We start from the raw sequence: 12,133 nt of genomic DNA, 5'->3' as shown, positions 1-12,133 counted from the left end.
CCATGGCCGCAAAAGTAGAACCTTTCTGGATGCGCAAAACCCTCGACCAGCTCGATGCAGGGGAATGGGAGTCGCTGTGCGATGGCTGTGGCCTGTGCTGCCTTCAAAAGCTGGAAGACGAGGACGATGGCAGCGTGTATTACACACGCATCGCCTGTCGCTTGCTGGATCGCGATACCTGCCGTTGCAGCGACTACCCCAATCGCAAGCTGCAGGTGCCGGACTGCATTCAGCTTACCCCGGACCAGGCTGACGAGTTCAAGTGGCTGCCACCGACCTGCGCTTACAGGCTGGTCAGCGAACGACAGGACCTGCCCCTATGGCACCATCTGGTGTGTGGAGACCCTCAACAGGTACACAAGCAACGGGTGTCCCAGGCCGGGCGCATGCTGAGCGAGAATGCGGTAGCGCCGGATGATTGGGAGGAGCACCTGATTTTCAGGGCGGGTTGAAGCGGGGGTGTGGTGAACCTGGCGCGGTACCGGCAGTACCGCGCATGGGTGGCGCGATTCAGACCTTGGGCGTGTTCAGGCTGTCGTTGCCCGTCACTGTAGCGGATTGGGTTGCTGCCTCGGCGTTGTCTTTGAGCTTGCTGGCTTTGTCTTCAACGTCCCGTTTCACGTCCTGGGCTTTGTCAGCGGCCGTGTCTGTCGCGTCTTTTGCTTTAGCCACGGCGGTGTCTTTGACCTCTTTGGCCTTGTCTACTGCGTCGCCCGTCAGCTCCTTGAGCTGGTCGCCGGCGCGTTCGATGTTACCGCGCAGGCCGTCCAGTTCTTCCCGGCCCTTGGCCAGCAGCGTTTTGGTTTTGCTACGGCCGGTAAAGCCACGGGCGAGGGCTACACCGCCCAAGGCAATCTGGATCAGCCCGAGGAAACCGCCGCGGCGGATGCCTTTGCCCACCAACATTGCGCCACCCGCGATGGAACCGGCGCGTTCCCAGCCATGGACGTTGGTGTCATCAGTGGTGGAGGTAGGCAGGGCTTCTACAGCTTCAGTGATAATGTCTTTGCTCATCAGGGGTCTCCGGCGATTGGACGTAATCAGCAGACCCCTGAACACCGTAGCTGTTCCGCTTATTTGAAGCGTGGCCCGGAACGGGTGTTGTTGCCCTTGGCCAGGCGATCGTACAACACCACATTCACCGTCGCTGCCAGGTTCATGCACCCTTCAGTGGGGATGTAGATGGTTTCTTCGCACCACTGCCGCAGGTCTTCATCCAGGCTGCCGTCTTCAGGGCCGAAGATGTAAAGCGCGCGATCCGGGTGGGTATACGTCGGCAAAGGCCGGGCATCCGGCACCAGCTCCACCGCGACCGGCACACAATCGAGGGGCAGGATCGCCCGTAGGTCTTCCACGCCAATCAACGGAATATCGTAGTGCACACGCTTGGTGTCGGTGATGAAGTCCCTTGCCCGTTCGTAGCGGCGGCCCGTATAGAACACGGAATTGACCCCGTAGCAGCCCGCCGCACGCATCACCGAGCCTACGTTCTCCGGGGATTTGGGGTTGGACAGCCCGATGCAACTGTATCGCTTGTTACCCACGGCCAGGCCCTGTTTGAAAAGTGCGCGATTATCAAGGGGCGGCCAGCGCCAGGCAAGCGCTAGCCGGCATGCGGCCGCTAAAGCTTTTTGCCGGCACTGTGACGGCGTTCACATAAGGCTTGCCGTGAAGCGTGGGCAGGGATAGCTTTACGCCTTATTTTCAGCAGTGCAAGGCTGCCATGACTCGACCTCTTCTTCTGCTGTTGCTGTCACTGTTCACTTCGGCGGCCAACGCGGCGACCGAGGCGCCCGCGACGGTGGATGCCGCGCCCCCGGTGCCTGCCAATGCACCCGCCACTACGCCTGTGCAGGGCGGCCCCGGCGCCACGGCCTCGCCAGCGAGCCCAGCCGTGCCCTTGCCAGAGTTGCAGGTTCCCCAGCCACCACCGGTTAGCCCGGCGGCTGTCCAAAAAGCTACCGGCTAGCAGGCTTACGACAAGCGTTGGCCGTCCGCCATGCGCAGGCGCTTGGACAGTGCGACGGCCAGCGCCCGGATAACCTTGGCCGCCACTTTCGGCGCCTCGTTCATCATCTTTTCCAGAGAGTCTTTGCCCAGGCTGAGCAACTGGCAGTCGGTGGCCGCCGTGCAGGTCGCTGACCGGCGCTCACCATCGAGCACGGCCATTTCTCCGAACGACCGGCCCTTGCGCAACAAGGCGATCTCCACCTGGTTGCCCTCGGCATCGGTCTTGGCAACCGACACATTGCCGTAATGAATGATGCACATGAAGGTACCCGCGTCACCCTCTTCGAATACACGGGTACCCTGGGCCATGGAAACAATGCTGAAGTAGCCAGCGGCCACCCCGCAGTCATCGGGGTGCAGTTGGCTGAACAGCCCGCAGTCCATGAGCATGATGCGGATTTCGTTGTTCAGTGAAGCGGCGTTTGCCATGCTGATGCCTTCGCTATGCCGTGATCTTGATTTACACCAGTTTAAGCACCTTGAGTACAAACCCATACTCAAGGGCGACGTCGCGCAGGCCTTGGTAACGCCCACTCATGCCACCATGGCCAGCGCCCAGCTCTGTCTTGAGCAGCAACAGGTGGTTGTCCGTTTTGAGTTCGCGCAGCCGAGCCACCCATTTGGCAGCCTCCCAATAAGCCACCCGGCTATCGTTGTAGCCCGCCACCGCCAGCAGGTGAGGGTAGGCCTGAGCCTTCACGTTTTCGTAGGGGGCATAGGCCTTGATACGGGTATAGACCTCAGGCTCCTGCGGGTTACCCCATTCGTCGTATTCGGTCACGGTCAGTGGCAGGTCTGGGTCGAGCATGGTGTTGAGGGTGTCTACGAAAGGCACTTCGGCGATGGCTGCTGCGAACAGTTCGGGGCGCTGGTTCAACACTGCGCCGATCAACAGCCCACCTGCGCTGCCGCCGCTGATCACCAACTGGTCGGCGCGGGTAATGCCGTTACTGATCAAGTGCTCGGCACAGGCAATGAAGTCTGTGAACGTGTTGTGTTTGTTGGCCTGCTTGCCCGCCTGGTACCACTGTTCTCCCAGTTCGCCACCGCCGCGTACGTGGGCGATGGCAAACCCTATGCCGCGGTCCAGCAGGCTCAAGCGGGAATGGGAGAACCAAGGGTCCAGGCTTTCGCCATAGGCACCGTACCCATACAGGTACAGTGGCATCGGTTCACCCATGCGGTCGCGGCGGCGCACCAGGCTGATGGGCACCTGGGTCCCGTCCGGGGCAGTGGCCCATAGGCGTTCGCTCAGGTAGTCGTCGGCATTGAACGCACCCAGTACCGGTGTTTGTTTGAGCACCACCTGCCCGCCATCGGCCAGGCTTAGCTGGCGCACCTGCCCTGGGCGGTTCAAGGCTTCATAGCGCAGGCGCATGTGGTCGCCTGTGAATTCCAGGGTGTCCTGCACATACAGGCTGTAGGCGGCATCCGGAAGCTGTACGCGGTAGTCCGCTGCACCTGCAGGGTGTACCTGGACGATCGGGAGGCCGCCTTCGCGCAAGCTCAGCACGTAAGCCCGGTGGTTCAGGCTGAAGCCATCCAGCATGCGGGTCGGGCTATGGGGCACCAGCAATTGCCAACGGTCTTCGCCGGGTACGCCTGTGTCGCCTGGGGCCTGGTACAAGGCAAAGTTCAGGCCGTCCCGGTTGGTGCGTATGAACCAGGCCCATTGGCCGTTCAACTGGCCATGGTCAATGTCGTAGTCATGCCCTTCGCGGCGTTCTGCCACGCAAGCGAAAGGCTTTTCGGGGTGTTCTGCGTCCAGTACCCAGGCTTCTGCGGTGGTTTTGCTATTGATGTGCAGCACCAGTTGCCGCTCGGAGCTGGACCGATAGCAATGCAGGAAGAAGCGCCCATCGGGTTCCTCGAATACCTGCTCTGCGCCTGGCGTACCCAGGCGGTGCCGGTACAGGCGGTAGGGGCGGTGGGTGTCGTCGTGGGTGGAAAAGAACAGGGTGGTGCTGTCGTTGGCCCAGGTCATGCTGCCGGCGCAGTCTTCGAAGGGCAGGTGCTCCACCTCGCCGCTGGCCAGGGTTTTCACGAACAGCTGATACACCTCGTCCCCTTGGGTGTCCAGGCTGTAGGCCAAGCGCTGGTGGTCTGGGCTGACACTGAAGGCACCCAGTGACAGGAACCCGCCGTCGGCCAGGGCGTTGGGGTCCAGGAGCAGTTCTTCCTGTGTAGCATCCACGGTGAGCGAACCATCAGCCGGGCGCGGTGCGCGGTAATGGCGGGCGTATTCGTCACCTGCAGTGGTACGCGAATAATACAGCCAGGGGCCCCAGGGGGAGGGCAGGCTCAGGTCGGTTTCCTGGATGCGGCTGCGGATTTCTTCGAACAAGGCTTCGCGCAAGGGCGCCTGGTCAGCCAGCTGTGCGTCCAGATAGCTGTTTTCGGCACGCAGGTGCTCCAGCACTTCGTCGCTGTCTTTGTGCTGCAACCAGGCATATGGGTCGTTCCCATCGGCCTTGCGAGCAATCGGGGGCATCGGCTGTGACATGCGTGTGTCCTCACTGTGGCAACGCGGCGTGGCCACGCGGGCCAGCGGCACTGCGCCGCCGGCTAAAAGCCGTTATCATAAGCGTCACTTTGCTGCCATGCCACGAGCACCATGACCGAGAACGATTATTACATTGCCTGGGGCATCTATGCCGTTGCCGCACTGGGCTGCCTGCTGGTGTGGTTCCGCCTGACCGGCTGGATGTGGCGATGGCTTCGCGAACCCCTGCGTGTACTGGGTGCCGCGTTGCTGCTGACCCCTACCGTGGTGGACCCGGCCAAGGATCAATATGCGCCGGCCGTCGCCATCTCTGCCCTGGACCTGGTCTTCAAGGTCGCCGGCAATGCCTGGCGGGCCATCTCGGACCTGGCCATGTACAGTGTGATAGCGATGGTGGCGTATGTTGTGTTTGCACTGGTCCGCTGGCCGTTGGAGCGCAGTGCACGTGCTCGCCGGGCAGAGCGCGAGGCGGCCGCCGAGCGGCAGGCAAAACGGGCAGAGGCTGACGCCAGCGTGCCTTACGAGCCACTGCAGGCAACTCCGCTGGAACCTGGCCGTTACGATACGGACTCACGCCCGGCGACCGGCACGCCAAGGCGCCCGCCGGACACCGGCTTGCGGGTAGAACCCAGGCTTTGACGCGCTAACCTTTCGGGAGGCTTTATGTGCGAATTGCTCGGCATGAGCGCCAATGTGCCTACCGACATTGTCTTCAGCTTCACCGGCCTGATGCAGCGAGGCGGCCGCACCGGCCCTCACCGTGATGGGTGGGGTATCGCGTTTTATGAAGGCCGAGGCCTGCGGCTGTTCCAAGACCCGGCCCCCAGTTGTGACTCACGCGTGGCAGAACTGGTGCAGCGCTACCCTATCAAGAGCGAAGTGGTGATCGGCCATGTGCGCCAGGCCAATGTAGGCAAGGTATGCCTGGCCAATACCCACCCCTTCGTACGTGAGCTCTGGGGCCGCAACTGGTGCTTTGCCCACAATGGGCAATTGACGAACTTCCTACCCTCACCCGGTTTCTATCGCCCCATTGGCGACACGGACAGTGAAGCCGCCTTCTGCGACTTGCTCAACCGTGTGCGCACCGCGTTTCCCGAGGCTGTGCAGGAAGAATACCTGCTGCCTGTTCTGGTAGAGGCGTGCGCCCACTACCGCCGGCTAGGTGTGTTCAACGGCCTGCTGAGCGATGGCGACTGGTTGTTCACCTTCTGTTCGACCAAACTGTCCCACATTACCCGGCGGGCACCTTTCGGGCCGGCCCGGCTCAAAGACGTGGACGTGATCGTGGACTTTACCGCTGAGACCACACCCGATGACGTGGTAACGGTGATCGCCACCGAACCGCTCACCGAAGATGAAACCTGGCACCGCCATGAGCCGGGGCGCTGGGCGCTGTGGCGGGGCGGTGAATGCGTATCTGAAGGCCATATCGAATAAGGATGCTCCATGCTGCGTAGTTACCTTCGGCTGATACTGTTCGCGGTGGGCTTGCTGGTAGGGGTGCAGGTGCCCGGTGTAATCAATGACTATACCCAGCGGGTGCAGGCGCACTTGATCGAGGCTCAGCGGGCGTTGGAAGGCTTCAACGAAACAGCCCGCAAGTTCTTCAATGGCGACCTGCAGGCCTTGGTACAGCATTACCAGAGCAGCGAGGACCCTGTGTTCCGCAGCGATGCCCAAAGCGTGGCTGGGCTGGTCAACCGTGAAGTGGCGCTGGAGCAGGAATGGCAGGCGCTGCAAGGCCATTGGTACGAACGGGCCTGGCATGTGGCGACAGCAGCTGACCGGCAGATCCGGGATGAAACTTTAAGCAACTATGACTACCGCGTGCCCCTTTCGCCTGAAGCCATTGCCTGGGGCATTGTGGTGGCGTTGTTGCTGGCTGCCGCTGTGGAATGGTTGCTTATTGGCGTTGGGTACACCTTTGGTATTCGACCAAGAAAACCGATTCCGGAGAGCTGGCGGTAGGCGCCTGTTCGCAGGCTGGCGCCTACTCCTACAAAAGCCATTCCATGCCTGGTGACCTTGTAGGACCAGGCGAAGCCTGGGAACAAGCACCGACTGATGGCCCCTCACTTGGCCAGGTAGCGCATTCCCTCTTCCAGGCCTGCCAAGGTGAGGGGGTACATGTGGTTGTGTACTAAGGTTTGCACCACACGGGTCGAGGCGGTGTAGTGCCAGGTGTCCTGAGGGTAGGGATTGAGCCAGATAATCCGGCGGAATTTGTCCTGAAAGCGGCGCATCCATACCTCACCGGTCTCTTCGTTCCAATGCTCCACACTGCCGCCTGGGTGAGTGATTTCATAAGGTGACATGGCCGCGTCACCGATAAAGATCACCTTGTAATCAGCGCCATAAGTGTGCAAAAGGTCGTAGGTGGCGGTGCGCTCCGAGGTGCGGCGCAGGTTGTTCTTCCACACGTCTTCGTAGACGAAGTTATGAAAGTAGTAATACTCCAGGTGCTTGAACTCGGCCTTGCAGGCAGAAAACAGTTCTTCACAGGTCCTCACATGGGCATCCATGGAGCCGCCAATGTCGAACAACAGCAGCAGCTTGATGCTGTTGCGCCGTTCCGGCCTTAGCTGGATGTTCAACAAGCCGCCATCGCGGGCGGTGTGGTCGATGGTGCCATCGATGTCCAGCTCGTCCGCAGCGCCGTGGCGCGCGAACTTGCGTAGCCTGCGCAGGGCCAGCTTGAGGTTACGCGTACCCAGCTCTACCTGATCGTCCAGGTTCTTGTAGTCCCGCTGGTCCCATACTTTCGCCGCCTTGCCCTGCCGTTGGCCTTCGTTGCCGACCCGAATGCCCTCGGGGTGATAGCCGCCCGACCCGAAGGGGCTGGTGCCGCCCGTACCGATCCATTTGCTTCCCCCGGCATGGCGGGCGGTCTGTTCCGCCAGGCGCTGCTTGAACGCTTCAATCAGTTGGTCCAGGCCACCCAGGGTCTGGAGCTGGGCCCGTTCTTCAGCGCTCAAGGAGCGCTCGAACGCCTTGCGCAACCAGTCTTCTGGAATCATCGCGTCCAGGTGCTCGCCGAGGCTCTGAAGGCCATTGAAGTAGGTGGAAAACGCGCGGTCGAACTTGTCGAAGTGGCGCTCGTCCTTCACCAGAATGGCTCTGGCCAGGTAGTAGAAGGCGTCCATGTCGGCAAACACAACGTGGTGCTCAAGCGCCTCCAGCAGGTCCAGCCATTCGCGCAGGGATACGGGCACCTTGGCGGCGCGCATTTCATTGAACAGGTTCAGCAGCATGGCGTGCGCCCCATCAGCGATTGTTACGCCGGCTCATGAAGGCCAGGCGCTCAAGCAACTGCACATCCTGTTCATTCTTGACCAAGGCACCGGCCAGCGGCGGAATGGCCTTGGTAGGGTCGCGCTCGCGCAGCACGGCTTCGCCAATGTGGTCCGCCATCAGCAGCTTGAGCCAATCCACCAGTTCGGACGTGGAAGGCTTTTTCTTCAGCCCTGGCACTTTGCGCACATCAAAGAACACATCCAGTGCTTCACTGACCAGGCTTTGCCGAATACCGGGGAAATGCACGTCCACGATCTTCTGCAAGGTGTCCCGGTCCGGAAAGGCAATGTAGTGAAAAAAGCACCGGCGCAGGAACGCGTCTGGCAGCTCCTTTTCATTGTTGGAGGTAATGATGATGATCGGGCGATGGCGGGCCCGGATGGTTTCATCCGTTTCGTATACGTAGAACTCCATCTTGTCGAGTTCTTGCAGCAGGTCGTTAGGGAACTCGATATCCGCCTTGTCGATTTCATCGATCAGCAGAATCACCCGCTCCTCGGCCTCGAAGGCTTCCCACAACTTGCCCTTCTTCAGGTAGTTGCGCACATCGTGAACCTTATCGACCCCCAGTTGGGAGTCCCGCAGGCGGCTGACCGCATCGTATTCGTACAAGCCTTGGTGGGCCTTGGTCGTGGACTTGATATGCCAGGTGATCAACCGCGCCCCGAAGGCCTCAGCCAGTTGCTCGGCCAGGAGGGTCTTGCCAGTGCCAGGCTCGCCCTTTACCAGCAAAGGCCGCTCAAGGGTGATAGCCGCGTTCACGGCCAGCTTCAGGTCAGCGGTGGCCACATAGGTGGGAGTGCCTTCGAATTTCATGCAGAGGTCCTTTTGATTCGAGCTTCAAGCTTCAAGCTTCGAGCCGCAAGCCGCAAGCCGCAAGCCGCAAGCCGCAAGCCGCAAGCCAATCTGCCTTTACTTGCAGCTTATAGCTTGCAACTTGCACCGCATAGCTTGCCGCTTGAAGCGGGTCAGTCCTTGCTAGGCGGCGCCTGCTCGTACCGGGCATTGAACGCTTGTACAAAACCATTGCGCAGGATTTCCCAGAAGGCCTGCAACGGGCTGATGTCCTGGCGGTGAACGTTGCCGCTCAGGTCTACACGGGTGGCGAACTGGTTTTTGCGCTGGTTCTTGAGCACTGTTTCCGTACCCCCTACCAAGGCTTCCCATACCGAACGGAAGAACCCTTTGTTCTTGTTTTCCACGTCCTGCTGCCAATTGAAGACGTCTACATCACGTAGCAGAGGCTTGATATAGCCCGATAGCTTGCCATTGGTTGCCTGGGCCTCGATCACCACGTCCCCGTGGCCTGCGTTGAAATCGAATTTGCCATAGGCCGAGGCGAAGTCGTTCACGCGCTTGAGCTCGATGTCTGTCACGCGCAGGCGGAATTCGAAATCCTCGAAATTGTTGAACGGGTCGAAGGTGGCCTTGGCGTCCAGCGGGGCCTGGCCGAACAGCACGGCCTTGCCCTCGAAGCGGGCATCACGCTTGCCGTCGGAGTCCTCCACGTTGGTGAGGTTGTACAGGCTGGCGTTGATATCGGTAGCAGCCAACTTCACCGGGGGTTTGGAGGTGAAGTTGTTGAAGGTGATCTTGCCGTTATCGATCCGAATCTCGTTCAGGGTGATCGGCAGCAGTTTTTCCAGCTGCGCGCGCCAGTCAGTACCAGCACCCGTCTGAGACGCCTGCTTATTCTCGCCCCCGTCCACAAAGTTGAGCGCCGGTTGCATGAACGCGATACGGGCCACTACCGCATGGTCGTACCAGAGCGCATGCCAGCTCACGGCAATGTCGGTTTGCGGAATGTCTACCAGGGGTACCGGCACCTTGCCGTCCACCTTGGTCACGCGCAGGCCGTTGATGGAGTAGGCACCGCGCCACAGAGCAATGTCCACGTCATCCACGTGGCCGCTGTAGGCGCCCATGTCATGCAGCTTGTCGTTGAGATAGTCCCGCACCAGGAAGGGCAGGGCGATGTGTACGATGACCAGCAACACAACCAGGGCAGCAAGGGCCACCAGGGGCCAGCGATAACGACGTTTCATGGGAGCAGCTCCTTCAGCATGCTCAATGGACTTTCTAGCGCCCAAAGCGTTCGGCTTGCCAGCACTGGACGCCTTCCTGGTGCAAGCTTACCCTGCTGGCCACCTCAGGTTCCGACGTTCAAAAAGGATATGGCATGAGCCGCATTTTCTCTGACAACGCCCACGCCATCGGCAACACGCCGCTGGTACGGATCAACCGGATCACACCGTCAGGCGTGACGATCCTGGCCAAGATCGAAGGCCGTAACCCTGGCTACTCCGTGAAATGCAGGGTGGGCGCCAACATGATCTGGGACGCCGAGGCCGATGGCCGCCTCAAGGCGGGCATGACCATCGTAGAGCCTACGTCGGGCAACACTGGTATTGGCCTGGCATTTGTGGCGGCGGCACGCGGCTATAAGCTGCTGTTGACCATGCCTGCCTCCATGAGCCTGGAACGGCGCAAGGTACTCAAGGCCTTGGGGGCCGAGCTGGTGCTCACCGAGCCTGCCAAGGGGATGAAAGGCGCCATCGAGAAGGCCGGGGAGATTCTGGCCAGCGACCCTGCCCAGTATTTCATGCCGCAACAGTTCGAAAACCCGGCTAACCCGGGCATTCACGAAAAAACCACAGGCCCGGAAATCTGGAACGACACGGAGGGGGCGATCGATGTACTGGTGGCCGGCGTGGGCACCGGCGGCACCCTCACCGGCATCTCTCGCTACATCAAACACACCCAGCAAAAACCGATCCTGTCAGTGGCTGTGGAACCTATTGGTTCACCTGTGATTACCCAGGCCATGGCCGGCGAGGAAATCAAGCCCTCGCACCATAAGATTCAAGGCATAGGGGCAGGGTTTGTGCCGAAGAACCTGGACCTGAGCCTGGTAGACCAAGTAGAGCTGGTCAGTGACGACGACGCCAAGGCCATGGCGCTGCGGCTGATGCGTGAGGAAGGCATTCTGTGCGGCATCTCCTGCGGCGCGGCCATGGCGGCGGCTGTGCGGCTGGCTGAACAGCCAGAGATGCAAGGCAAGACACTGGTGGTGATTCTGCCGGACTCAGGCGAGCGCTATTTGAGCAGCATGCTGTTCAGCGACCTGTTCACCGAGCAGGAAAACCAGGCCTGAGGATGACGCTGGTCAAGCGGTGCCGTCACTGACCTGTGCGGAAGGCGGCTACGGGTTTATCATGGCCGACTGCCAAACCCCAGGAGCACCGCATGACCCTCTCGTTCACCGTCAAGGCCCTTGTGCTGCTTGTGTTCATAGGCAGCACGCTCTATGTGCACCTGCGCGGCAAGGCACGGCTGCCGGTGCTGCGCCAGTTCGTTAACCACTCGGCGCTGTTTGCCCCCTATAACGCGCTGATGTACCTGTTTTCCAGCGTACCCTCCAAACCTTACCTGGACCGTACCCGTTTCCCCGAGCTGGATGTGCTGCGTGACAACTGGGGCGACATTCGTGAAGAAGCCATGCGCCTGTTTGACGAGGGCTATATTCGGGCCGCAGAAAAGAACAACGACGCGGGCTTTGGCTCCTTCTTCAAGAAAGGCTGGAAGCGCTTTTACCTCAAGTGGTATGACAAGCCATTGCCTTCAGCTATGGCGTTGTGCCCCCGTACCGTAGCCTTGGTTAGCGCTATTCCCAATGTGAAGGGTGCCATGTTCGCGCTGCTGCCAGGCGGCAGCCATCTCAACCCGCACCGCGACCCTTTTGCCGGTTCGCTGCGGTACCACTTGGGCCTGGCGACGCCTAATTCGGATGACTGCCGCATTTATGTGGACGGCCAGCCCTACGCTTGGCGGGACGGGCAGGACGTGATGTTCGATGAGACCTACGTGCACTGGGTAAAGAACGAAACCGACGAAACCCGCGTGATTCTGTTCTGTGACATCGAACGCCCGCTCTCGAACCGTTTCATGACCCGTATCAACCGCCGCGTCAGTGCGTTCCTGGGCCGTGCTACCGCACCGCAGAACCTGGATGACGAACGTGTCGGCGGCATCAACCAGGCCTATGCGTGGAGCAAGCGCTTCAGTGACCGCACCAGCAGTGGCGTGAAGCAGTTCAAGCGCAAGCACCCCAAAGCCTACCGCGTGCTTCGCCCAGTGTTGGCAGTGGCGGTGTTGACGGCGCTGGGGTACTGGCTGTTCGGCTGATCCAGGCTGGTTTTGGGACAGGCATCACAAATACGCCCGATAGTGGCACTTTAGCTCAACGGAGCGGCACTTTTGCATCAGCAGGCTGCCTCACGTCCGGGTAAACTTGCAGTGCCGGGTGGTTGGATCCATCATGCA

General features: G+C 60.5%; 14 protein-coding genes. 7 read left to right on the top strand and 7 right to left on the bottom strand.

All coding sequences use genetic code 11. The features are described 5' to 3' along the window. Positions 1–2: 2 nt before the first annotated feature. Complete coding sequence (locus tag HBH25_RS15395) at positions 3–452, top strand: YcgN family cysteine cluster protein (protein WP_168084821.1); 450 nt, start codon at positions 3–5, stop codon at positions 450–452. Positions 453–510: 58 nt separating this feature from the next. On the opposite strand, the gene HBH25_RS23375 is transcribed toward HBH25_RS15395, so the two are convergent. Both HBH25_RS23375 and HBH25_RS15385 read right to left on the bottom strand, forming a co-directional pair. Then, the gene (locus HBH25_RS23375; RefSeq protein ID WP_229631930.1) at positions 511–1,014 is read right to left on the bottom strand and encodes a DUF2892 domain-containing protein; all 504 of its coding nucleotides are present in this window, start codon (positions 1,012–1,014) and stop codon (positions 511–513) included. Between the two features lie 59 nt (positions 1,015–1,073). Next, a complete protein-coding gene (locus HBH25_RS15385; RefSeq protein WP_168084820.1) occupies positions 1,074–1,544 on the bottom strand; it encodes an RNA methyltransferase in 471 nt (156 codons plus the stop codon). 179 nt (positions 1,545–1,723) lie between these two features. Here HBH25_RS15385 and HBH25_RS15380 point away from each other — a divergent pair, with 179 nt between their 5' ends. Further along, positions 1,724–1,969 (top strand): hypothetical protein, encoded by a 246-nt coding sequence (locus tag HBH25_RS15380; RefSeq protein WP_168084819.1) that lies wholly within the window; start codon positions 1,724–1,726, stop codon positions 1,967–1,969. Positions 1,970–1,974: 5 nt separating this feature from the next. Here the strand turns inward: HBH25_RS15380 and HBH25_RS15375 are convergent, their stop codons facing one another. Then, positions 1,975–2,439, bottom strand: a complete 465-nt coding sequence (locus HBH25_RS15375; RefSeq protein ID WP_168084818.1) for a Crp/Fnr family transcriptional regulator — start codon at positions 2,437–2,439, stop codon at positions 1,975–1,977. A gap of 31 nt (positions 2,440–2,470) precedes the next feature. Further along, positions 2,471–4,513 carry a S9 family peptidase gene (locus tag HBH25_RS15370; protein WP_168084817.1) on the bottom strand — a complete coding sequence of 681 codons (2,043 nt, stop codon included), beginning with the start codon at positions 4,511–4,513 and terminating at the stop codon, positions 2,471–2,473. A gap of 111 nt (positions 4,514–4,624) precedes the next feature. Between HBH25_RS15370 and HBH25_RS15365 the strand changes: the two genes are divergently transcribed. The 3 genes from HBH25_RS15365 to HBH25_RS15355 are packed head-to-tail and all read left to right on the top strand — an operon-like array spanning position 4,625 to position 6,484. Then, positions 4,625–5,152 (top strand): MFS transporter, encoded by a 528-nt coding sequence (locus tag HBH25_RS15365; RefSeq protein WP_168084816.1) that lies wholly within the window; start codon positions 4,625–4,627, stop codon positions 5,150–5,152. A 24-nt stretch (positions 5,153–5,176) separates the two neighbouring features. Beyond that, positions 5,177–5,953, top strand: coding sequence for a class II glutamine amidotransferase (locus HBH25_RS15360; protein ID WP_168084815.1), 777 nt, complete (start codon positions 5,177–5,179; stop codon positions 5,951–5,953). A 9-nt stretch (positions 5,954–5,962) separates the two neighbouring features. Next, positions 5,963–6,484, top strand: coding sequence for a DUF2937 family protein (locus tag HBH25_RS15355; protein WP_168084814.1), 522 nt, complete (start codon positions 5,963–5,965; stop codon positions 6,482–6,484). Positions 6,485–6,588: 104 nt separating this feature from the next. On the opposite strand, the gene HBH25_RS15350 is transcribed toward HBH25_RS15355, so the two are convergent. The 3 genes from HBH25_RS15350 to HBH25_RS15340 all read right to left on the bottom strand — a co-directional run bounded on the left by HBH25_RS15350 (position 6,589) and on the right by HBH25_RS15340 (position 9,855). Next, positions 6,589–7,767, bottom strand: a complete 1,179-nt coding sequence (locus HBH25_RS15350) for a vWA domain-containing protein (protein WP_168084813.1) — start codon at positions 7,765–7,767, stop codon at positions 6,589–6,591. A 13-nt stretch (positions 7,768–7,780) separates the two neighbouring features. Beyond that, on the bottom strand, positions 7,781–8,626 hold the full coding sequence (locus tag HBH25_RS15345; protein ID WP_168084812.1) for an AAA family ATPase: 846 nt from the start codon (positions 8,624–8,626) through the stop codon (positions 7,781–7,783). 152 nt (positions 8,627–8,778) lie between these two features. Next, a complete protein-coding gene (locus tag HBH25_RS15340) occupies positions 8,779–9,855 on the bottom strand; it encodes a DUF748 domain-containing protein (protein ID WP_168084811.1) in 1,077 nt (358 codons plus the stop codon). Positions 9,856–9,989: 134 nt separating this feature from the next. On the opposite strand from HBH25_RS15340, the gene cysK reads away from it, so the two are divergent. Continuing rightward, positions 9,990–10,964, top strand: a complete 975-nt coding sequence (gene cysK, locus HBH25_RS15335; RefSeq protein WP_168084810.1) for a cysteine synthase A — start codon at positions 9,990–9,992, stop codon at positions 10,962–10,964. A gap of 92 nt (positions 10,965–11,056) precedes the next feature. After that, positions 11,057–11,995, top strand: coding sequence for an aspartyl/asparaginyl beta-hydroxylase domain-containing protein (locus HBH25_RS15330; protein WP_168084809.1), 939 nt, complete (start codon positions 11,057–11,059; stop codon positions 11,993–11,995). Positions 11,996–12,133: the final 138 nt, after the last annotated feature.

Source organism: Pseudomonas quercus (assembly GCF_012033695.1).
Taxonomy (GTDB): Bacteria; Pseudomonadota; Gammaproteobacteria; order Pseudomonadales; family Pseudomonadaceae; genus Aquipseudomonas; species Aquipseudomonas quercus.
Note: the sequence above shows the minus strand (reverse complement) of the source record. Positions and strands in the feature narration are given on the sequence as shown.